The sequence below is a fragment of the Citrobacter sp. S-77 genome, from assembly GCF_963864895.1.
Lineage (GTDB): Bacteria > Pseudomonadota > Gammaproteobacteria > Enterobacterales > Enterobacteriaceae > Citrobacter > Citrobacter murliniae.
Map to the genome: position 1 here is coordinate 2,296,708 of NZ_CAWLWU010000002.1, position 22,442 is coordinate 2,319,149.

At 52.4% G+C, this 22,442-nt stretch carries 22 protein-coding genes and 1 pseudogene; 18 read left to right on the plus strand and 5 right to left on the minus strand.

Features of this window, described 5'->3' with window-relative positions:
• The first annotated feature begins 2 nt into the window (after positions 1–2).
• The 3 genes from AACS05_RS11435 to AACS05_RS11445 all read left to right on the plus strand — a co-directional run bounded on the left by AACS05_RS11435 (position 3) and on the right by AACS05_RS11445 (position 3,148).
• Positions 3–1,337 carry an HlyD family type I secretion periplasmic adaptor subunit gene (locus tag AACS05_RS11435; RefSeq protein WP_052369278.1) on the plus strand — a complete coding sequence of 445 codons (1,335 nt, stop codon included), beginning with the start codon at positions 3–5 and terminating at the stop codon, positions 1,335–1,337.
• A 143-nt stretch (positions 1,338–1,480) separates the two neighbouring features.
• Complete coding sequence (locus AACS05_RS11440; RefSeq protein ID WP_045442897.1) at positions 1,481–1,768, plus strand: VF530 family protein; 288 nt, start codon at positions 1,481–1,483, stop codon at positions 1,766–1,768.
• A 12-nt stretch (positions 1,769–1,780) separates the two neighbouring features.
• Entirely contained in the window at positions 1,781–3,148 is a 1,368-nt protein-coding gene (locus tag AACS05_RS11445; protein ID WP_045442900.1) for a glycoside hydrolase family 10 protein, read from the plus strand.
• Between the two features lie 19 nt (positions 3,149–3,167).
• Here the strand turns inward: AACS05_RS11445 and AACS05_RS11450 are convergent.
• From AACS05_RS11450 to hdeB, 3 genes and pseudogenes are all read right to left on the minus strand, one after another.
• Positions 3,168–3,737: pseudogene (locus tag AACS05_RS11450) on the minus strand (type II toxin-antitoxin system HipA family toxin); the annotation flags it as partial.
• Between the two features lie 81 nt (positions 3,738–3,818).
• Positions 3,819–5,762 carry a methyl-accepting chemotaxis protein gene (locus AACS05_RS11455; protein ID WP_045442902.1) on the minus strand — a complete coding sequence of 648 codons (1,944 nt, stop codon included), beginning with the start codon at positions 5,760–5,762 and terminating at the stop codon, positions 3,819–3,821.
• Between the two features lie 155 nt (positions 5,763–5,917).
• Entirely contained in the window at positions 5,918–6,247 is a 330-nt protein-coding gene (gene hdeB / locus AACS05_RS11460; protein ID WP_045442905.1) for an acid-activated periplasmic chaperone HdeB, read from the minus strand.
• Positions 6,248–6,646: 399 nt separating this feature from the next.
• Between hdeB and AACS05_RS11465 the strand changes: the two genes are divergently transcribed.
• From AACS05_RS11465 to AACS05_RS11495, 7 genes are read left to right on the plus strand one after another with little or no spacing between them, the layout of a single operon-like run.
• Positions 6,647–7,513 (plus strand): MurR/RpiR family transcriptional regulator, encoded by an 867-nt coding sequence (locus tag AACS05_RS11465; RefSeq protein ID WP_045442908.1) that lies wholly within the window; start codon positions 6,647–6,649, stop codon positions 7,511–7,513.
• A 14-nt stretch (positions 7,514–7,527) separates the two neighbouring features.
• Positions 7,528–8,115, plus strand: a complete 588-nt coding sequence (gene ddpX / locus AACS05_RS11470; RefSeq protein ID WP_045442911.1) for a D-alanyl-D-alanine dipeptidase — start codon at positions 7,528–7,530, stop codon at positions 8,113–8,115.
• 15 nt (positions 8,116–8,130) lie between these two features.
• On the plus strand, positions 8,131–9,693 hold the full coding sequence (locus tag AACS05_RS11475) for an ABC transporter substrate-binding protein (protein WP_045442914.1): 1,563 nt from the start codon (positions 8,131–8,133) through the stop codon (positions 9,691–9,693).
• A 44-nt stretch (positions 9,694–9,737) separates the two neighbouring features.
• Positions 9,738–10,760 (plus strand): ABC transporter permease, encoded by a 1,023-nt coding sequence (locus AACS05_RS11480; protein ID WP_045442917.1) that lies wholly within the window; start codon positions 9,738–9,740, stop codon positions 10,758–10,760.
• Entirely contained in the window at positions 10,757–11,653 is an 897-nt protein-coding gene (gene ddpC, locus AACS05_RS11485; protein WP_045442920.1) for a D,D-dipeptide ABC transporter permease, read from the plus strand. Before AACS05_RS11480 ends, ddpC begins: the two co-directional genes overlap by 4 nt.
• The gene (locus AACS05_RS11490; RefSeq protein WP_045442923.1) at positions 11,650–12,636 is read left to right on the plus strand and encodes an ABC transporter ATP-binding protein; all 987 of its coding nucleotides are present in this window, start codon (positions 11,650–11,652) and stop codon (positions 12,634–12,636) included. Before ddpC ends, AACS05_RS11490 begins: the two co-directional genes overlap by 4 nt.
• On the plus strand, positions 12,629–13,570 hold the full coding sequence (locus AACS05_RS11495; RefSeq protein WP_045442926.1) for an oligopeptide/dipeptide ABC transporter ATP-binding protein: 942 nt from the start codon (positions 12,629–12,631) through the stop codon (positions 13,568–13,570). The genes AACS05_RS11490 and AACS05_RS11495 overlap by 8 nt, the downstream gene beginning before the upstream one ends.
• A gap of 33 nt (positions 13,571–13,603) precedes the next feature.
• Here AACS05_RS11495 and AACS05_RS11500 read toward each other — a convergent pair whose 3' ends face one another.
• Entirely contained in the window at positions 13,604–14,494 is an 891-nt protein-coding gene (locus AACS05_RS11500; protein WP_045442929.1) for a LysR family transcriptional regulator, read from the minus strand.
• Positions 14,495–14,636: 142 nt separating this feature from the next.
• Between AACS05_RS11500 and AACS05_RS11505 the strand changes: the two genes are divergently transcribed.
• The 6 genes from AACS05_RS11505 to AACS05_RS11530 are packed head-to-tail and all read left to right on the plus strand — an operon-like array spanning position 14,637 to position 20,346.
• The gene (locus AACS05_RS11505; protein WP_045442932.1) at positions 14,637–15,344 is read left to right on the plus strand and encodes a CoA transferase subunit A; all 708 of its coding nucleotides are present in this window, start codon (positions 14,637–14,639) and stop codon (positions 15,342–15,344) included.
• A gap of 2 nt (positions 15,345–15,346) precedes the next feature.
• Positions 15,347–16,003: a CoA transferase subunit B gene (locus AACS05_RS11510; RefSeq protein WP_045442935.1), complete on the plus strand. Its 657-nt coding sequence runs from the start codon at positions 15,347–15,349 to the stop codon at positions 16,001–16,003.
• Between the two features lie 10 nt (positions 16,004–16,013).
• The gene (locus AACS05_RS11515; protein ID WP_045442938.1) at positions 16,014–17,219 is read left to right on the plus strand and encodes an acetyl-CoA C-acetyltransferase; all 1,206 of its coding nucleotides are present in this window, start codon (positions 16,014–16,016) and stop codon (positions 17,217–17,219) included.
• Positions 17,209–18,132: a 3-hydroxyacyl-CoA dehydrogenase family protein gene (locus tag AACS05_RS11520; RefSeq protein ID WP_045442941.1), complete on the plus strand. Its 924-nt coding sequence runs from the start codon at positions 17,209–17,211 to the stop codon at positions 18,130–18,132. The genes AACS05_RS11515 and AACS05_RS11520 overlap by 11 nt, the downstream gene beginning before the upstream one ends.
• A 37-nt stretch (positions 18,133–18,169) precedes the next feature.
• Complete coding sequence (locus AACS05_RS11525; protein WP_200013285.1) at positions 18,170–19,564, plus strand: GntP family permease; 1,395 nt, start codon at positions 18,170–18,172, stop codon at positions 19,562–19,564.
• A gap of 11 nt (positions 19,565–19,575) precedes the next feature.
• Entirely contained in the window at positions 19,576–20,346 is a 771-nt protein-coding gene (locus AACS05_RS11530) for a 3-hydroxybutyrate dehydrogenase (protein ID WP_045442947.1), read from the plus strand.
• Positions 20,347–20,388: 42 nt separating this feature from the next.
• Here the strand turns inward: AACS05_RS11530 and osmC are convergent, their stop codons facing one another.
• On the minus strand, positions 20,389–20,820 hold the full coding sequence (osmC, locus tag AACS05_RS11535) for a peroxiredoxin OsmC (RefSeq protein ID WP_045442949.1): 432 nt from the start codon (positions 20,818–20,820) through the stop codon (positions 20,389–20,391).
• Between the two features lie 228 nt (positions 20,821–21,048).
• Between osmC and sra the strand changes: the two genes are divergently transcribed.
• Positions 21,049–21,189 (plus strand): stationary-phase-induced ribosome-associated protein, encoded by a 141-nt coding sequence (gene sra, locus AACS05_RS11540; protein WP_045442952.1) that lies wholly within the window; start codon positions 21,049–21,051, stop codon positions 21,187–21,189.
• Between the two features lie 179 nt (positions 21,190–21,368).
• The coding region (locus AACS05_RS11545; RefSeq protein ID WP_045442955.1) for an NAD-dependent malic enzyme at positions 21,369–22,442 on the plus strand (1,074 nt) is incomplete at its 3' end.

Sequence of the window (22,442 nt, forward strand, 5' to 3'; positions counted from 1 at the left end):
AGATGAAAAATAAAGACAAAATTGCTGACCATACTGACGCTGCTGGTGTTGATACTAATATCTGGACGCCGATTATTCGCGGGATAATTGTCATTGCCCTCGGTGTAGGTGGTTTCTTACTGTGGGCGATTCAAGCTCCTCTTGATGCTGGTGTGGTCGCGGACGGCACGGTGACGGTCTCGAGCAACAGGAAGACAATTCAACATCTGAGCGGCGGACGGGTAACCGATATTTTTATTAAGGAAGGTGACGTCGTTAAAAAGAACCAGGTGTTAGTGCGTCTGGATAAAATGCAGCTTGATATGCGCTTCAGCGCATTAAATGCCCAATATATTTCAGCAAAAAGTATTGAAGACCGGTTACTGGCGGAAAGAGATGGTCTGGAGGCGATCGCTTTTAATGAGGCACTGACACAACAATTTTCCGGCAATAAACGTCTGGCTGATGTCAGAAACCTGCAAGCCAAACTCTTTGATACGCGACGTAAAACAATCCAGGATGAATTATCGATGATTCAGGAAACTCTCGATGGCCTGGTGGGACAAACGGATAATTTAAATAAAATAAAAGGCTATCGCGATCGCCAGTTCAATCTGATTAGCCGGGAATTAGGCGCTATTCGTGCGCTGAGTGAAAAAAATTATTATCCCAAAGCGCAATTGCTGGTGCTTGAGCGCGAGGCCGCTGAAATATCCAGTAGTGTCTCAGAAGACATTCTGAACATTGCCAGGCTCAAATCACAACAAAATGAATTGAAAATTAAAGCCTATCAGGTGCGTCATCAATATCTGCGGGAAGTAGAGTCTGAACTTACCGAGAATCAGAAAGAAGTGGCCATGCTGGAAGATGAACTGGTTTCAACCCGACATGAGCTGGATAACACGGAAATTCGCTCCCCGATTAACGGTATCGTGCTGGACGTTAAAGTCAGTACCGTCGGAGGAGTTATTCAACCTGGCGAACATCTGATGGATATTGTCGCCGCCGGACAACCGATGCAAATCGATGCCAAAATACCGGTGCATGCCATTGATAAGCTGGCGCCGGGATTAACAGTGGATGTTCTGTTCCCTGCCCTTAACCATGCACTTTTGCCGTCAGTGCCTGCCCGTGTTCTGACCATCTCGGCTGATCGACTAATCGATGAAGCCACTCAGCAGCCCTATTATCTTGCAGAAGTGCAGGTTTCTTCTGAAGGTGCGCGATTGTTGGGCGATTACAAAATTAAAGCGGGGATGCCCGCCAGCGTGACGATAAAAACCGGAGAGCGGACATTTTTAAGCTATCTGTTCAAACCGCTGATCGCCCGCCTGGAACTGGCATTTAAAGAGTATTGATTAAGCGTAAGGAGGCATGGTGTTCATTAGCAAGCACCATGCCTGTTTATGCCATTGCTGGTTGCCCGGCTTTCTTGTAACCTTTCGCTTCGCAAGCCTGCTGCGCTAATCACTCAATCTGGAACTACTGAACTGGACTTCATATGAATGCTCATCTATCTAAAGACCCTTTACATGGCGTAACGCTTGAAATGCAGGTTAATGCGCTGGTTGAGCGCTTTGGTTGGGCTGAGTTGAGCCAACTTATTAATATCAACTGTTTTAAAAACGAGCCGAGCGTTAAATCCAGTTTAAAATTCCTGCGTCGTACGCCGTGGGCCCGCGCTGAAGTTGAAGCGCTGTATCTTGATTCCTTACACGATGTAGCCCCAAAAAACACCACAGCGCCTGCTATTGATCCCTGGGCTAACAGCCGTATTAATAAGAAATAAGAGCCATATCAGATGTCAGCACCCGGTTTTTTTTCAGGTAATCATCAAAAAAAGCTGGCGACACTCATCGCCCGTTCTCGCAATATGCTACCGGTATCCAACGCAAAATGGTTTGCTGCGCTCGTTGGCAGTATGCTTTTACTCGGCAGTTGTTCTTCAGAACCTCCCGGGAAGAAAACCACTCTGCAACCTCCGGTGACAACACCGCAACGCAGCCAGGAACCCGTGCGCGGCATCTGGCTGGCGACCGTTTCCCGTCTGGACTGGCCGCCGATATCCTCGGTAAACATTAGTTCACCAGCTGTGCGCATTAGTCAGCAGCAGAAAGCCCTGACGGATAAGCTGGATAATCTGAAACGCCTCGGGATCAATACCGTCTTTTTCCAGGTAAAACCGGACGCCACCGCGCTCTGGAAATCTAAAATCTTACCCTGGTCAGACACTCTGACAGGGAATATTGGTGAGGATCCTGGTTACGATCCGCTGCAGTTTATGCTCGACGAAGCACATAAACGCGGCATGAAAGTGCATGCCTGGTTTAACCCCTATCGCGTATCCGTCAACACCAAACCCGCAACGGTAGCAGAATTAAACCGGACGTTGACCCAACATCCATCCAGCGTCTATATCCTGCACCGGGACTGGATCCGCACGTCTGGCGAACGTTTTGTACTGGACCCAGGCATTCCGGAAGTACGAGACTGGATCACCGGTATCGTGGCGGAAGTCGTTGAGAACTACCCCGTCGATGGCGTGCAGTTCGATGACTATTTCTACACCGAGTCACCTGGCTCTGCGCTTAACGACACTCAGACTTTCAGAAAGTATGGCCAGGGATTTGACTCTAAAGCCGACTGGCGGCGGTATAACACGCAACGGTTAATCGAGCAGGTTTCGCAGACTATCAAAAAAATGAAACCTGAAGTGGAATTTGGCGTCAGTCCGGCAGGTGTATGGCGCAACCGTTCGCACGATCCGGCAGGTTCCGACACTCGGGGTGCAGCAGCATATGATGAGTCTTATGCCGATACGCGCCGTTGGGTGCAACAAGGATTGCTGGATTACATCGCACCACAGCTTTACTGGCCTTTCGCCCGCGATGCAGCGCGTTATGATGTGCTGGCAAAATGGTGGGCTGATGTCGTGAAATCAACCAATACGCGTCTGTATATTGGGGTAGCACTGTATAAAGTCGGAGAACGGTCATCGAAAGAGCCAGACTGGGCTGTGAAAGGTGGAGTACCGGAGTTGAAGAAACAGCTCGATTTAAACGAGTCTGACCCGCACATTAACGGCACGATCCTGTTCAGAGAAGATTACCTTAACCAGCCGCAAACCCAGGATGCGGTCACCTATATTCGCGACCGCTGGGGGCGTTAGGTGTTGTCCGTCGCTGGCGCTACACCGTTAAGCGGCGGATATTTTCATTAATTTGTTTCTGAATAGTCTTCAGGGTGGCAGGTGTGATCTGCTCGGGGAATTTGTCTTTGGCTGTGTCACTCCATGCCGCGGCATACTCACTGACCCTGTCGATAATCTCGTTCACTCTTTCGGTAGATAGTTCGGCTTCTTTTTCGCCAAGTCTCTGGAGTTGTTTTCTTTCAATATCCAGCGCCTCTCCCATCACATCCATTTGATGATAGCCACCTGGTCCTTCACAGTATGTAACATCGTACGCCGGAGCCAGGGTCCAGTTGCCATCTGCCGACATCAAATAAGCAAAGTTTTTCGGATGATCGTCCCGGTTGTTGAATGCCACATTGAAGACAACCCGTTCAAAGGCTTTTGCTTTCTCCCGGACATCATTGGTGCAAATTTGGGTCGCACGTAAAAAGCTCCGGTAATCGAGAGCACCAGGTATCTGGTAATTGGCTCCGGTAAGTGCCGCCAGACTTTGCATAGGAATACGCATCTCCTGCTGACGGTCAAACCGGCGGGTCGCAAAAGCAGCCTGCCCATCCGGCAGATTAAGCAACCTTATAAAGGATTTAACTATGCTGGCGTGCCATAAAATAAAAACGCCCTCGAAAGAGCGTTCTTATTGTCGTTATCAGGCAATTACCGGCTCGGGCAATCTGAACGAAGAAACCAGCGTGGCCAGCTGTTCCGCCTCTTCTTTCAATACCTGAGTTCGTGCGGCAGCATCATCAATCAACGATGCGTTTTGCTGGACGGTGCTGTCCATTTCGGTAACGGCGAGCGTGACTTCGGAAACCCCTTTTCGCTGCTCTTCGCCTGCGACACGAATTTCACCCATCAATTGCCGCACCTGACGTACATTATTGACCAGTTCTTCCAGACGCTCACCGGCATTATGGATTTGCTGACTACCGCTGCCAACATGAGAAACCGACTCATCAATCAACGCCTTAATCTCCTGGGCGGCTGTCGCGCTGCGCTGCGCCAGCGTGCGAACTTCCGATGCAACAACGGCAAATCCTCTGCCCGCATCGCCTGCCCGGGCTGCCTCGACTGCGGCATTCAAAGCAAGAATGTTTGTCTGGAATGCAATACTGTCGATGACCGCGACAATTTCCACCATTCGTCCTGAAGAGTTGCTGACATTATCCATAGTAGAGATAACTCCCTGCATGACATCTCCGCATCGGTTAGCCGTTTGCGCGGTGCTATCAGATAACTCATCAGCCAGTTGTGTGTTGCTCGCATTTTGATGAACGGTCGCATTAAGTTGTTCCATCGCGGCAGAGCTTTCTTCCAGTGCCGCAGCCTGCTGCGTCACGCGTGAAGAGAGTTCCATATTGCTGTCCGCGAGGCTGACCGCATTATTTGCCACCACCACGCTACTGCTTCTGACGGTGATCAGGATGGCTGAAATTTTATCAACAAACAGATTAAACGCCTCTGCGATAGCCGATATCTCATCTTTACCGCGAACATCCAGTCGGCGGGTCAGATCACCTTCCCCTTGTGCAATGTCATCAAGCGCACGGCGGGTATCATCCAGACGCGAGATCAGCCTGCGAACCACCAGCCAGGATCCTGCCAACAGGATCGTCATAACAGGGATCAATACCTCCAGCACGTCCTGCATCATCACTTTGGCTAAACCAACAATACGTGATTCCGGCGTCACCAGACCGACAACCCAACCGGTATCTGCCATTGGAAACAGCATCACCCGTGATGGCGTATTCAGCACGTTATCGTTTTCAAGCGTAATGGTCTTCACGCCGTCAGCCGCGCGAAGTGACTTCAGACCATTTTCCACCGGCGCGAGCCATTCCGCACTGCGCGCCAGCTCGCTGAAAGTTTTAAATTTCGAATTATCAGCTTGTGGGAAGTAGAGGAGCTGCCCTTGCTTATCCACCACGAACGCATAACCGCCAGTGCTGTTTCCCTGCTGTTGCATAAACGTGGCGACGTTATCCAGACGAATATCGGTGGTAGCCACCCCGGCGAACTTGCCCGACAGTTGGTACGGGATACTACAGGTCACCATATTTACACCAGAACTTGAATCCTGATAAACATCAGACCACAGGCAACTGTTTTGCGAATGGCCTTTCGCATGTTGGTACCAGCTTTCATTGTGATAACCAGCAGATCCTTCTGCATTATAATCATTGGAAAAATCCAGTTTACCCTCAGCGTTTCGCGCCCAGAAAAAGCTACGCTTCTCCACGCCAGCGGTAAACGCATCAGGTTCTGGCCAAATCCCACCGCCGGTAATAATAGAATTGTTATCTTCACCAATCAGGTGCGGTACGACACGTTGATACAAAGATTCATCGTTGGGCAGAACTTCAGCCAGCCGTGACAGACTGACGGTTTCGCCCTCGATACGAGAGAGAACGGTACTCAATTGACGGGTTAAACCTTGCCCCGTTTCTTCGATCAGGTCGGTGTTGATTTCAACGACGCGCGGCTGACCGCGCCAGAGCATAATCGCAACAATAACCAAAGTGGTAACTGCAAGCAGCAGAATGCCACCAATGGTTAAGCGCGTTGAAATACGAGTAGGATACCAGGCCATACAAACTCCTTCTGTAAAAGGCTAACTTTTACCCAGTATCGGCACCGGAGTTTATATCTTTATAAAGTTTTCTTAAGTATTACAAAACAAATTGGTGACGTTGTCACGAATAGCAAAACCCAGCACTTTGGCTGGGCTTTAATACATGCTTAATCTTATTTAGATAATTCTTTTTTGATTTCTTCTTTTATTTTGCTTAATTCACTTTGCGGATGTTTTTTGCAAAGTTCAACGGTCAGAGGCACTGCAGTGGTGATAGTCTCGTTATAGTCTACGAAGTCACCGCCTTTGAAGTCTTCATCTTCATTCAGTACCCAGAAGGCAACCGGAGCCATAGTTTGCGGGTTCAAATCAATAAACTCCTGGCAGCTCATGCCTTTCGGAGTCACTTCAGTTTTAGCGTTATCAGTTGCTGCATTGACGCTTACACTGGTTAACAGCGCTGCGACCAGAACACCTGCTGTAGAAAGGGAGAATTTATTCATTGTAGTACTCCATTTATAATATAGATAATATCTACACTTGCGCTTTAAACCGTTAATGTAGTTCGCAAAAAATAATACCCCTACCGTTAGAAGAATAAAGATGGTCATCATTGATATGGCTGAAATTTATATTTCACATTACTAATTCTGATGTCTGGAGGAAAATGTTGCGCACAATGTGATCGTTCCGACGAAATCAACAGATTGATCCCCCACTTCCCCTGCCTTTGCACCAAAACTGAACTACGCTGCACAAATGTTGATCATTGGTTAATAAATATAAGTGTTTTTTAACAAAAAAACGCAGCGTACCGTTGTCGCTGACATGGCACGCATCCTGCATTGTTAATCAAGTAACAACGAAACAGCATCTGACAAACAACTAACAGCGAGACGGTGATGACATCAAAACCTGAGTTATTTGCCCGTATTGAACAGACGTTTAGTCAGCTAACGCCCAGTGAAAAGCGCGTTGCCGGCTGGCTGTTAGCGCACGCAGCACAGATCCCTTTTGAGACGGCTGATGGTATCGCAAAAGCGACAGGAACCAGCGGCATCACCGTAGGTCGCTATCTACGCAAACTGGGTTTTCGCAACCTGGAAGATGCCAAAACCAGTCTACGAGAATTGCCACTAATCCCCTATCAACCCTGGGGAATGAATGAACGCCTGGATTCCTGGCATCAACAGCAAAGCCTTCCCGATCGCGTACATCAGTCGCTGCTGCTTGAGATTGACGCCATTACCCATGTTTACCAGTTGGCGCAAAGCGAAACATTTTTACGCATTGCACAGCAACTGGCCCACGCAGAAGCCGTGTATATCCTCGGGATCCAGTCCACCAGAGGGATCGCCAATGCCTTTTTTAGTCATCTGGAATACCTGCGCCCAAAAGTGAGTTACTCCGAAGGGCTTTCCGGAAGTTGGGTTGAGTCGCTGAATTCAGGGTTCAAACGGCCTTATGTGGTGATAACCGATACGCGTGCCTACGCCGCAATGTCGCGACAATATTGCCGGGTAGCCAGCGAACGCGGCATCCCGATCGCACTAATAACCGATGTCTGGTGCCCCTGGGCCAGAGACTATGCCATTGATTTAATACAGGTAAAAACCGACACCGGACACTTCTGGGATTCCCTTGCCCCGGTAAGTTGTCTGTTCAACTTATTACTCTCCGCAGTGGTGGCGCAACTGGGCGACTCCCTGGCGGAGCGCCTGCAGGCCAATCGTCAGTTACAACAACAATTTGGTCAATTCGAACAATAAACAGGAACCGTGCTATGTCAGAGACCCCAGAACTGGTCGATCTGTCAGTGATATTCCCGTCACTGCATATCGATCTCAAATATGCCACGACCGATAACATTACCGGCGCGCCTATCTATCGGGAAGCGCGTTGCCTGTTACACAGCGATGCGGTCGCTGGGCTGGCCAAAAGCATCAGCATTGCGCAACTGGCGGGGTTATCCCTGGTGGTATACGACGCGTATCGCCCGCAGCAGGCTCAGGCGCTACTGTGGAATGCCTGTCCCGATCCTCAATATGTCGTGGACGTGGCGATTGGTTCCAATCATAGCCGTGGAACGGCCATCGACGTCACGCTGATGGATGAACGCGGCAATGTCCTCGATATGGGAGCTGGTTTTGATGAAATGCACGATCGTTCCCATGCCTGGCATCCTTCTGTGCCCCCGAAAGCGCAGCGTAACCGACTGTTGCTCAACGCCATTATGTCTGGCGGCGGTTTTGTCGGGATAAGCAGCGAGTGGTGGCATTTTGAATTGCCCAATGCCGCACGCTATCCGCTGCTTGATGATTATTTTTCCTGTTTTACTGCCCCACAAATAACAACACAACATCCCCTTTGATTCTGGAGCCTGGTTATGAAGACTACACCTGCATTGAGATCGTTTTTTCGCCCCGCTCTGATTGCCGTCGCACTGTCGGTGGCCTTGCCCGCCGCCCAGGCCGCCGTACCTAAGGACATGCTGGTCATTGGTAAAGCAGCCGACCCACAAACGCTGGATCCCGCCGTGACGATAGATAACAACGACTGGACGGTCACCTATCCCTCTTATCAGCGTCTGGTCCAGTACAAAACCGCAGGTGGCAAAGGTTCCACAGAGGTTGAAGGTGATTTGGCCAGCAACTGGAAAGCATCTGACGATCATAAAGAATGGACGTTTACCCTGAAAAACGACGCTAAATTTGCCGACGGTACTCCCGTTACGGCTGAGGCGGTGAAGCAATCCTTTGAGCGTTTACTCAAAATTGGTCAGGGACCTGCTGAGGCATTCCCGAAAGATCTGAAGATTGAAGCCATTGATGCCAGTACGGTGAAATTTATCCTCAGCCAGCCGTTCGCGCCATTCCTCTATACGCTGGCGAATGACGGCGCGTCGATTATCAACCCGGTTATCTTAAAAGAGCACGCCGCTGATGATGCCCGTGGGTTCCTGGCGCAAAGCACAGCGGGTTCCGGTCCCTTCATGTTGAAGAGCTGGCAAAAAGGGCAGCAACTGGTACTGGTTCCGAATCCCCACTATCCGGGTCCCAAGCCAGCGTTTAAACGCGTATCAGTAAAAATCATCGGTGAGAGCGCTTCCCGCCGGTTGCAATTGTCGCGCGGCGATATCGACATTGCCGATGCGTTGCCCGTTGACCAGCTTTCCGCCTTAAAACAGGAAGGAAAGGTCAACGTGGCGGATTACCCTTCTCTGCGTGTCACCTATCTGTATCTGAACAACAGTAAAGCGCCGCTCAATCAGGTGGACTTGCGCCGTGCTATCTCCTGGTCAACTGATTATAAGGGCATGGTGAAAGGCATTTTGAGCGGCAACGGTAAACAGATGCGCGGCCCGATCCCCGAAGGCATGTGGGGCTTTGATGAAAAGGCGATGCAGTACAATTTTGACGAAGCCAAAGCAAAAGCCGAGTGGGATAAAGTTGCGACGAAGCCCGACAGTCTGAGTTTTCTCTACTCTGATAATGACCCTAACTGGGAGCCAATTGCCCTCGCCACACAAGCCAGCCTCGGCAAGCTGGGTATAAAAGTGAAGCTGGAAAAGCTGGCGAATGCCACCATGCGTGACCGTGTAGGCAAAGGAGATTACGACATTGCTATCGGCAACTGGAGCCCGGACTTCGCTGATCCGTACATGTTCATGAACTACTGGTTTGAGTCAGATAAGAAAGGTTTACCGGGCAACCGTTCATTCTATGAAAACAGCGAGGTCGATAAGCTGCTCCAGAGCGCGCTGGCAACCACCGATCAGGTCGCCAGAACGAAGGATTATCAGCAGGCGCAAAACATCGTTATTGATGAAGCTGCCTACGTCTATTTATTCCAGAAAAACTACCAACTGGCGATGAACAAAGACGTCAAAGGATTTGTATTCAACCCCATGCTGGAACAGGTCTTCAATATCTCCACCATGAGTAAATAAGCCACGTTTATGCGGAGCCAAATTGGCTCCGCAAGGGGAAGCCGATGACTTTCTGGAGCATTTTACGCCAGCGCTGCTGGGGACTTATCCTGGTGGTCACCGGTGTTTGTGTGATCACTTTTATTATTTCGCACCTGATCCCAGGTGACCCCGCGCGGCTGCTGGCAGGCGATCGCGCCAGCGATGAAATTGTCGAAAATATTCGCCAGCAATTAGGGTTGAATCAGCCGCTGTATGTACAATTTTTTCGCTACGTCAGCGATATTTTTCAGGGGGATTTAGGGACATCTATCCGTACCGGGCGTCCGGTAATGGATGAACTGCGCGTCTTTTTCCCCGCCACGCTTGAGCTGGCTTTCTGCTCTCTGCTGCTGGCGCTCATTATTGGCATCCCGCTGGGCATTTTATCGGCTGTCTGGCGTAACCGCTGGCTCGACCATATCGTACGCCTGATGGCTATCACCGGCATATCAACACCCGCGTTCTGGTTGGGTCTGGGCGTCATCGTACTGTTTTACGGCCATCTGCAGATTTTGCCCGGTGGCGGACGACTGGATGACTGGCTGGATCCCCCCACGCACGTTACCGGGTTCTACCTGATAGACGCACTTCTCGAAGGTAATGGCGAGGTCTTTTTCAATGCTCTCCAGCACCTGATCCTGCCGTCTCTGACGCTGGCTTTTGTACATCTGGGGATTGTCGCCCGTCAAATTCGCTCAGCCATGCTGGAACAGCTTAGCGAAGATTATATTCGCACCGCCCGCGCCAGTGGTTTACCGGGCTGGTACATCATTTTGTGTTATGCACTGCCCAATGCCCTTATTCCATCAATAACCGTTCTTGGCCTCGCGCTGGGCGATCTGCTCTACGGCGCAGTACTAACCGAAACGGTTTTTGCGTGGCCGGGAATGGGGGCCTGGGTGGTGACCTCTATTCAGGCGCTTGATTTCCCGGCGGTAATGGGATTTGCCGTTGTGGTTTCTTTGGCTTACGTACTGGTGAATCTGGTGGTGGATTTACTGTATTTGTGGATTGATCCGCGAATCGGACGAGGAGGCGCTGAATGATGCTTACGCAAGAAACACCAGCCCCATCCCCGCCAGCGCGCCAGCGCGTTGACTGGGCAAAACTGTTCTGGATGATGAAAAGCAGTCCGCTAACGCTGATTGGTGGCGCGATCATTGTGTTGATGCTGCTGATGATGGTGTTGTCGCCGTGGATCACGCCTCACGATCCCAATGCAATCGACCTGACTGCACGTCTGCTTCCCCCGTCTGCAGCACACTGGTTTGGTACCGATGAGGTGGGCCGTGATTTGTTCAGTCGCGTACTGGTGGGAAGCCAGCAATCGATCGTCGCCGGACTGGTCGTGGTGGGTATTGCCGGAGGCGTCGGTTCGCTGGTTGGCTGCCTGTCGGGTGTGATGGGTGGACGTGCTGATGCGATTATCATGCGCATCATGGATGTCATGCTGTCGATCCCTTCGCTGGTGCTGACGATGGCGCTGGCCGCCGCCCTGGGACCCAGCCTGTTTAACGCGATGCTGGCGATTGCGATTGTACGTATCCCTTTCTATGTCCGACTGGCCCGTGGGCAAACGTTGGTGGTTCGCCAGTTTACTTATGTGCAGGCCGCCCGCACTTACGGCGCATCACGCTGGCATCTGATTAGCTGGCATATATTACGCAATTCGCTGCCGCCCCTTATCGTGCAGGCGTCGCTGGACATAGGTAGTGCGATCCTGATGGCTGCCACGCTTGGGTTTATCGGTTTGGGGGCGCAACAGCCCAGCGCAGAATGGGGGGCGATGGTGGCGATAGGTCGCAACTATGTACTTGATCAATGGTGGTATTGCGCATTCCCCGGAGCCGCCATATTGATTACTGCCGTCGGTTTTAATCTCTTTGGCGACGGTATCCGCGATCTGCTGGACCCGAAAGCCGGAGGAAAACAGTCATGACACGGCCTGTACTGGAAATTGAGAATTTACACCTGAGCTTCCCCGGTTATAAAGCAGACGTTCATGCACTAAACCATGTCTCGCTACATATCAACCGCGGGGAGATTGTCGGCGTGGTCGGTGAGTCCGGCTCTGGTAAATCAGTGACAGCCATGCTCGCCATGCGCCTGCTGCCGGAGGGAAGTTATCGAATTCATCAGGGACGCGTGTCGCTGCTCGGTGAAGATGTTCTGAACGCCACTGAGAAGCAAATGCGTAAATGGCGTGGTGAGCGCGTGGCGATGATTTTCCAGGAGCCAATGACGGCGCTGAATCCGACCCGGCGTATCGGCCAGCAAATGGTGGAAGTGATCCGTCATCATCAATCAGTCAGTCGTGGTGATGCCCGCCAGAAAGCCATCGCTTTACTGGAGGAAATGCAAATCCCGGACGCCCCTGAAGTGATGTCGCGCTTCCCGTTTGAGCTGTCCGGTGGAATGCGCCAGCGCGTGATGATTGCGCTGGCCTTTTCCTGCGAACCGGATCTGATTATCGCTGATGAACCAACGACAGCGCTGGATGTGACGGTACAACTGCAAGTGCTGCGTTTGCTCAGGCATAAAGCGCGGGCCAGCGGCACGGCTGTGCTGTTTATCAGCCATGATATGGCGGTGGTATCGCAACTGTGCGACAGGTTGTACGTCATGTACGCCGGAAGTGTCATCGAAAGCGGCCCGACGCAAACCGTCATTCAGCATCCAACACATCCCTACTCCATTGGTCTGCTGAAATGTGCGCCGGAACACGGCCAACCACGCACCCTGTTACCCGCTATTCCGGGGACGGTACCAAACCTGACCTGTTTACCCGCAGGATGTGCATTCCGTGAGCGCTGTTTTGCTGCGGGATCACGGTGTGATGAGAACCCTGCGTTACGCAGTCAGGGGCTATCAGATCAGCAATCCGCCTGCTGGTATCCGCAACTGGAGGCAACGCATGTCTGACATTTTACTGGCACTACAGGATGTCCATGTCAACTTTCCCGCCCGTAAAAACTGGCTTGGTAAGGTGACTGAACGCGTGCATGCGCTCAACGGTATGGACTTACAGATCCGTCAGGGTGAAACGCTGGGTATTGTCGGCGAATCAGGCTGTGGGAAAAGCACTCTGGCGCAGTTGTTAATGGGTATGCTCAAGCCGACTCAGGGGCAATATATCCGCAGCGAGGAGCAACAAACTGGCGCAAGCAGCGGTATGCAAATGGTGTTTCAGGACCCGCTTTCGTCGCTGGATCCTCGCCTGCCCGTCTGGCGAATCATTACTGAACCGGTATGGATCCAGAAACGTAGTCCCGAACGAGAACGTCGCGCGCTTGCCGAAGATTTAGCCCAGCAGGTTGGCATCCGTCCTGAATATCTGGACCGTCTGCCCCACGCGTTTTCCGGTGGACAGCGTCAGCGTATTGCCATTGCCAGGGCATTATCATCAAAGCCGGATGTGATCGTGCTCGATGAACCCACCTCGGCGCTGGATATCTCCGTACAAGCGCAAATTCTTAACCTGCTGGTATCCTTACAGGCGCGCAGAAAGCTGACCTTTGTGCTGATATCACATAACGTGTCAGTTATCCGGCATATGAGCGACCGGGTAGCGGTAATGTACCTTGGGCAAATTGTCGAACTGGGCGACGCGCAGCAGGTTTTGACGCATCCGGCCCACCCTTACACCCGTTTATTGCTGGATTCAGTTCCTAAAACGGGCGCGCCACTGGCAGAAGATTTGCTATTACGTAAAACCGAACTGCCGGGAAATCGTACCTTACCCCAGGGATGTTATTTCCGCGACCGGTGCCCGCTTGCAACCAGCGGGTGTGAACAGAAGCAGTCATTGCTCAAAAGTGAAAGCGGAAGTGAAGTCCGCTGCTGGCGGGCCACATAAGATCCACCACGCGTATCATGCCTGACAACAATATCAGGCACGGTACGCTTTTTTCAGCGAGTCCACTAACACCTCGGAAGCCGTCGACAATTTATGATGCGCAGAGCGAAGAATGCCGATGCGTCGTTGTATAACCGGGCTGTCCAGCTCAATACAGGTTGCGCCAAGTTCGGTCATCTGCGTGCGGCAGAGCGCGGGTACTGCGCTGCCGCCTAGTCCGTTCGCCACCAGTCGTCCGATGGTCACCAGTTGATGGCTCTCCAGTGCAACCTCCAGCGAATGACCACTTTGTACCAGTTGTTCTTCCAGCATCAGACGTACGGCTGAAGGTCGTTGCAGTGTAATGAAATCCAGCGTCAGCAGTTCCTTCCATGTAATTCGCTCCCGGCCTGCAAGCCGACACGTCGGAGGCACAATAGCGATAAACCTGTCCATACCGAGCGGCGTGAAATGGAGGTGACCTGAATAGTCCGGTTCGAAGGCGATCCCCATTTCCACCCGCCCTTCACTCACCATTTCGATGACCTGCTCGTTAATAACATCGTGAACCGTCACATTGATACCGCCATAACAGTCACGAAAGGTTTTGAGTACCGGTGGCAGCACATTAGTGGCAAACGATGGCATTGCCGCAATAGAAATTTTGCCACGTTGCAACGTAAAGCGCTGACGCATCGCTTCTTCCGTATTTTCCCAGTCTGCAAGCAGTTGCCGCCCCATCGTCAGTAGTGTTTCTCCCTCCTGCGTCAGGGTCACTTTACGGGTAGTTCTCAGCAGTAAAGCTCCTCCCAGCGAATCCTCCAGTCCTTTAATCGCCAGACTCAACGCTGGCTGTGACATATTCAGCCGTTCGCTGGCATGAGCAAAATTCAGAGTGTGAGCTACCGCTAAAAACGCGCGTAACTGTTTGATGCTCATTCTCATTTCTCATTCCTTTAACTTGTTGAATACCTTTAATTAACATTAAATTGATAAAAAAACCCAATGAGTGAGTCACAAATTTAAAATTAACAAATCATTTTTCACCCCCAATGATGTCGGCAAGGACAACTGGAGGGGCAAGTGTATGGCTGGACTGGATAAACGGGTCGCCACCTGGCAAGAGGCGCTGGAAGGACTGACCGATAACATGACGCTGCTGGCTGGCGGGTTTGGCTTATGTGGTATTCCCGAGAATCTGATAGCTGAAGTTCGTCGTCGGGAGGTTCAGGGACTCACGGTCGTGTCTAACAACTGTGGTGTAGATGGTTTTGGCCTCGGCGTACTGCTCGAAACCCGCCAGGTACGCAAAGTGGTGGCTTCCTACGTTGGTGAAAATGCGCTGTTTGAGAAGCAGGTACTCAGCGGTGAGCTGGAAGCGATTCTGACGCCACAGGGTACGCTGGCAGAGCAGTTGCGCGCGGGCGGCGCGGGGATCCCGGCTTTCTTCACCGCAACCGGATACGGCACTCCCGTGGCTGAAGGTAAAGAAGTTCGCGAGTTTGCCGGACGTCCGTACATCATGGAACAGGCGATAACCGGAGATTTCGCGCTGGTAAAAGGCTGGAAAGCCGACTGGTACGGCAACGTTATATACCGCCATACCGCACAGAATTTTAATCCGTTGATGGCGGCTGCCGGGCACATCACGGTCGTCGAAGTTGAAGAGATTGTTCCTCCCGGAGAGCTGGATCCCGCGGCAATTCACACCCCCGGAATTTTTGTTAACCGCATTATTCAGGGCAAGTTTGAAAAACGCATTGAGCAACGCACCCTACGGCACAAAGGAGCCTGACCATGTTAACGCGTGAACAAATGGCGATGCGTGTCGCCCGCGAGCTGCGCGACGGCTATTACGTCAATCTGGGTATTGGTATTCCGACCCTGGTAGCGAATTACATCCCCGACGGTATGGACGTGATGCTGCAATCGGAGAATGGTCTGCTCGGGATGGGGCCGTTTCCCACCGAAGATGAACTGGATGCCGACATGATCAATGCCGGGAAACAGACTGTTACGGCGCGTAAAGGCGCGGCGATTTTCGACTCGGCGCAATCCTTCGCCATGATCCGCGGCGGTCATGTCGACCTGACGGTGCTCGGTGCATTTGAAGTGGATACCAACGGCAATATCGCGTCATGGATGATCCCCGGAAAAATGGTGAAAGGCATGGGCGGCGCGATGGATCTGGTGGCTGGCGCAGAAAACATCATTGTCGTGATGACGCATGCTTCCAAAAGTGGCGAATCCAAGCTGCTTCCTGCCTGTACCCTGCCGCTGACCGGCGTTGCCTGTATTAAACGCGTGCTGACCGACCTGGCACTGCTGGAAATCGCTGACGGCGCCTTCATTCTGCGCGAGCGTGCCCCTGGCGTCAGCGTGGACGACATTGTCGCCAGAACCGCAGGCAAACTGGTCGTCCCCGATCACGTGCCTGAAATGCAATTTAACTGAGGAACTGACCATGCAGGATGTTGTTATTGTCGCAGCAACACGTACGCCGATTGGCAGTTTTCATGGTGCGCTGGCTCCGCTTTCTGCCGTTGATCTAGGGACCGTCGTCATTCGTGCCCTGCTGGAGAAAACCGGCGTAGCGCCAGATCAGATTGACGAAGTTATCCTCGGCCAGGTACTGACCGCAGGTTGCGGTCAGAATCCGGCCAGACAGACTGCGTTACGCGCCGGATTGCCGGTTACCACGCCCGCGATAACCATTAATCTGCTGTGCGGCTCAGGTTTGAAAGCGGTACATCAGGCTGTACAGGCCATACGCTGTGGCGATGCGGAAATCGTGATCGCCGGAGGCCAGGAAAGCATGAGTAATGCCCCTTATTTTCTCGACGGCGCTCGTGCAGGTTTACGTCTCGGCCATGCCAGCCTGAAAGACAGCGTGGTGCATGACGGACTGTGGGATGCGTTCAATGACTATCACATGGGGATTACTGCTGAAAACCTGGCCGATAAATTTGCCATCAGCCGTGAGCAGCAAGATGCCTTTGCCCTGCTCTCCCAGCAGAAAGCAGCGGCGGCTATCGAGGCTGGTCGTTTCGCCGCAGAAATTACCCCGGTCAGCGTCCCGCAAGGAAAAAACACACCGCGTCTGGTAGATAGCGATGAGCAGCCTCGCCCGAATACCCAGGCCGACAAACTGGCGCAGCTTAAACCGGCTTTTCGTCCCGGTAATGGCACGGTAACGGCAGGCAATGCGTCATCCTTAAACGATGGTGCGGCGGCGGTGATGCTGATGAGTGCAGCCAAAGCCGCGCAACTGAACCTTCCGATTCTTGCCAGGGTTACTGGCTATGCCGTTTCGGGCGTTGATCCGTCAATCATGGGTATTGGTCCGGTCGAGGCATCGTTGCAGTGTTTGAAACGCGCAGGCTGGACGCTGGATGACGTGGATCTTATCGAAGCCAACGAAGCATTTGCCGCGCAGGCGTTGGCAGTCGGCGAATCCCTGAACTGGGATAGTAACAAAGTGAACGTCAACGGTGGCGCAATTGCGCTTGGTCACCCGATTGGCACATCCGGGTGCCGCATTCTGGTAACCCTTCTGCACGAAATGACTCGCCGCAATGCGACCAAAGGTCTGGCGACGCTGTGCGTCGGCGGTGGTCAGGGTGTGGCGCTGACGGTTGAACGTCCGACAGGAGCACAGCATGCAGACTAATCACATCAGCGTATTGGGTGCCGGTTTAATGGGTGTCGGCATCGCTACCCACTTCGCCCGTTTTTCCCATGATGTCTGGCTTTTCGATACTGATAACAGCAGGATTAATGAAATTACCGCTGTTGCGAACGGCATACTGGATGAGCTCATTGCGACCGACCAGTTTCCCGCCGATGACAAAGAGCAGGTTCTCAGCCGGTTGCACGGAACTACCTCTCTACAGGATATCGCCGCATCGGGATTACTGATTGAGGCTATCCCTGAACGGATTGAACTCAAGCATGCGTTGTATGCGCAACTGGAAGCACTAATAGGACCAGATGCCATTATTGCCAGTAACACCAGTGGCCTGCCGCCCGATGCGCTGGCAGAGAACCTTATTCACCCGGAGCGATTGCTGATCGCCCATTTCTGGCACCCACCGCACTTTATTCCCTTAGTTGAAATCGTTCCTGGCTCGGCAACCAGGACAGAATATCTCAGCGAATTACAACAACTGCTGGTCTCGATGCAGCTTGAGGCTGTGGTACTCGACCGTGCTGCGCCAGGTTTTGTCGGCAACCGCCTGCAGTTTGCCTTACTGCGTGAAGCGCTGCATATCGTCAAGAGCGGCATTGCCAGCGCAGAGGTAGTGGATCAGGTAATGCGAGCCTCACTCGGACGCCGCTATGCGATGGTCGGTCCGCTGGAAGCCGCTGATATGACCGGGCTGTCCACCGTGCAGGACATTTGTCGCCACCTGCTACCGGAACTGGCCACCGGCAGTGACATGATGTCACTTGTCGCTGACAAGGTTGCCCGCGGTGATACCGGTTTGCGCAGCGGTCAGGGATTCTATCGCTGGGATGATTCGCGCAAGGAGTACATCCAGCAACGCCGGGAACATCAGCTGCGCTTTGCGCTGAAGCCATAACGTCTCTTTCTGTACCCCACTATAATAATAAGGAGTCATGATGAGTGTATTAATCGCCCTGGCAGCATTGGGCCTGCTGATGCTGGCAGCCTATCGCGGATACAGTGTCATCCTGTTTGCCCCCATCGCGGCATTAGGCGCTGTCCTGCTCACCGAACCGAGCGCCGTCGGCCCCGCCTTTACCGGCCTGTTTATGGAAAAAATGGTCGGTTTTGTGAAGCTTTACTTCCCGGTGTTCTTACTGGGAGCAGTATTTGGCAAGTTAATCGAGTTATCTGGTTTTTCCCGATCCATCGTCGCCGCGGCGATCAACATTCTGGGCCGTCGTCACGCCATTCCGGTGATTGTACTGGTGTGTGCGTTGCTGACTTACGGCGGTGTGTCGCTGTTCGTAGTGGCCTTTGCGGTGTATCCGTTTGCGGCTGAGTTGTTCCGTCAGAGCAATATTCCCAAGCGTCTGATCCCGGCAACCGTCGCGCTGGGCGCATTCTCATTCACTATGGATGCTTTGCCCGGTACGCCGCAGATCCAGAATATTATCCCGACCAGCTTTTTTGGTACTAACGCCTGGGCCGCACCCTGGCTGGGGCTCATAGGTTCGCTATTTATCATTTTTGTCGGCCTGGTCTATCTCGAGCGCCAGCGGCGCAAAGCTCAGACAAAGAACGAAGGCTATGGCACCGAGCTGCTTAACGAACCGGAAACACCGGATAACATTAACCTGCCTAATCCAGTCATTGCGATTTCCCCGCTGATTCTGGTGGGTGTATTTAACCTGCTGTTTACCCGTTGGATCCCGGTCTGGTATGGCACCAGTCATCAGCTGGAGCTTCCTGGCCTGGCCAAGCCAATCACGACTGAAGTCGGGAAAATTACCGCTATCTGGGCAGTAGAGGCCGCGCTGATTTCAGGGATCCTGTTAGTAGTGATTTTTGGTTATCGCAACATCAAAGGCCGCCTCGCCGAAGGAAGCAGAACGGCTGTCGGCGGCGCGATTCTGGCGGCAATGAATACCGCATCAGAATACGGTTTTGGCGCGGTGATCGCCGCCCTGCCTGGTTTTCTGGTGTTGTCCAAAGCGCTGGCGGCCATTCCTGATCCACTGCTCAATGAAGCCATCAGTATTACCACCCTCGCCGGGATCACCGGCTCGGCATCCGGCGGGATGAGCATTGCATTAGCGGCAATGTCAGACACCTTTATCGCTGCCGCACATGCTGCCAACATTCCGTTGGAAGTCTTTCACCGCGTCGCCTCTATGGCCAGCGGTGGCATGGATACCCTGCCGCATAACGGCGCGGTAATTACGCTGCTGGCCATCACAGGCTTGAGCCATCGCCAGGCGTATGGCGGGATCTTCGCCATCACCGTGATCAAAAGTCTGGCCGTGCTGTTTGTGATCGGCGTCTTCTACACCACCGGAATTGTTTAAGGAGAATCACCATGAACTTAACGGGAAAAACAGCCCTGGTTACCGGATCGACCAGCGGTATTGGATTAGGTATTGCGCAGGTTCTGGCGAAAGCCGGGGCCACTTTGATTCTCAACGGCTTTGGTGATGTTGAGGCGGCAAAAGACGCCGTGGCGCAGTATGGCAAAACACCAGGGTATCATGGTGCTGATCTCAGCGATGAAGCGCAAATTGCCGCGATGATGTACTACGCCGAAAGCGAGTTTGGCGGCGTGGATATTCTGGTCAATAACGCCGGGATCCAATATGTCTCACCGGTCGAGACATTCCCTGTAGACAAATGGAATGCAATCATTGCCATCAACCTGTCCTCCGTTTTTCACACTACGCGCCTGGCGCTTCCCGGTATGCGTGAACGCAACTGGGGACGCATTATTAATATCGCCTCGGTGCATGGGCTGGTGGCCTCAAAAGAAAAATCGGCCTACGTCGCGGCGAAGCACGGCGTGGTCGGCCTAACCAAAACCATAGGACTGGAAACGGCGCAGACTGGCGTAACCTGTAATGCGCTGTGCCCTGGTTGGGTCCTGACCCCGCTGGTACAACAGCAGATCGACAAGCGCATTGCCGAAGGCGTTGATCCGGAAGCGGCACGTAACGCGCTGCTCGCGGAGAAGCAGCCTTCACGTGAGTTTGTCACGCCCGAACAACTGGGTGAGCTCGCGCTGTTCTTGTGTTCAGATGCTGCGGCGCAGGTCCGCGGTGTGGCATGGAATATGGATGGCGGTTGGGTGGCACAGTAAGTTATGTATGCCGGATGCGGCGTCGCATCCGGCCTGCATCCGTCAGGACTTCAACTGATAATCCAGGGTAATTTCTGCGTTCAGAACCTGTGACACCGGACATCCGGCTTTCGCCTTCTGGATGATGTCGTCAAATGTTGCTGCATCGATCCCTGGCACGGCAACCTCACTGTGTAATGCCACTTTGGTTATCGCAAAACCCGCATCCACTTTATCCAGAGAAACATCGGCAGTGGTATCAATAGCGTCTGGCGTAAAACCCGCTTCGCCCAGCATTAACGAAAGCGCCATTGAGAAGCAGGCAGCATGTGCAGCGCCAATCAGTTCTTCCGGGTTGGTGCCTTTCGCGCCTTCGAATCGCGTATTAAACCCATAGGGTTGCTGGTTCAGCACCCCACTTTCGGTAGACACGGTTCCTTTCCCACGCTTAATGTCGCCTTCCCAGTGCGCCTGACCTTTCTTATGGATAGTCATTACTGCTCTCCTGTGTTGTCGTCGGAGTTACAAGTATAGGACGCTGAGGCAAAAGCATGTGTCAGATTGGAATGTTCTGCATTCCCTGCTTAAGCATTGACCTTTCAGAGAAAATGACCGACCATCCAGAAAGCCGTTTTTTTATACATCGGCTTTCTATCAGGTTGTATTTCGTCCGATCTTACGCGGACTCGCCCTTGAAACCAGTAACAGGATTAAGGAGTTAGAATGAAATCGAACCGTCAGGCCCGTCATATTCTTGGACTGGACCACAAAATCTCCAATCAACGTAAAGTCGTAACCGAAGGCGACAAATCCAGCGTGGTCAATGCTCCAACCGGAAGAAAACGCCGCGCTGACAGCAAGTAATTTCCTGCACGACATACGGATTAACGAGATAAACACCATTGCAACCGCAGTGGTGTTTTTGCTTATAAAACCCCTTAACCCATTCACAATGCTTTATACTTCGCCCGTTTCCCTGGCAGACAGGCCACATACGATCATAAAGAGTGCCAGGGACGGTTATTCAAAAAAGAGTGAGTGACATGGAAAACGAAACTAAAAAACTGCGTTCCCTTTATATCCCTTACGCTGGCCCGGTACTGCTGGAGTTTCCCCTGCTAAACAAAGGGAGTGCTTTCAGTGTGGAAGAACGACGTAACTTCAACCTGCTGGGGTTACTGCCGGAAGTCGTCGAGACGATTGAAGAACAAGCCGATCGTGCCTGGATCCAATATCAGGGATTCAAAACGGAAATCGACAAACATATCTACCTGCGCAATATCCAGGACACCAACGAAACCCTGTTCTATCGGCTGGTGAATAACCATCTTGATGAGATGATGCCCGTCATCTACACCCCAACGGTAGGTGCTGCCTGTGAGCGCTTTTCTGAGATCTATCGCCGTTCTCGCGGTGTATTTATCTCTTACCAAAACCGCCACAACATGGACGATATCCTGCAAAACGTCCCAAACCACAATATTAAAGTCATCGTCGTTACTGACGGGGAACGTATTCTGGGTCTTGGCGATCAGGGTATCGGCGGGATGGGCATTCCTATCGGTAAACTGTCGCTGTATACCGCCTGTGGCGGCATTAGCCCGGCCTACACTTTGCCGGTAGTGCTGGATGTTGGTACCAACAACCAGCAACTGTTGAACGATCCGCTGTATATGGGCTGGCGCAATCCGCGTATTACTGACGATGAATACTACGAATTTGTCGACGAGTTCATCCAGGCCGTGAAGCACCGCTGGCCGGACGTGCTGCTGCAGTTCGAAGACTTCGCGCAGAAAAACGCCATGCCGTTGCTGAACCGCTATCGCGATGAAATTTGTTCGTTCAACGATGATATTCAGGGTACCGCGGCGGTAACCGTAGGGACGCTGATTGCCGCCAGCCGTGCGGCAGGAAGCCAGTTGAGTGAACAAAATATTGTGTTCCTCGGCGCAGGCTCTGCCGGGTGCGGGATTGCCGAACAGATCATCGCACAAATCCAGCGTGAAGGATTAAGCGAAGAAGCGGCCCGCCAGCGCGTATTTATGGTCGACCGTTTCGGTCTGCTGACTGACAAAATGCCGAACCTGCTTTCCTTCCAGACCAAGCTGGTGCAAAAA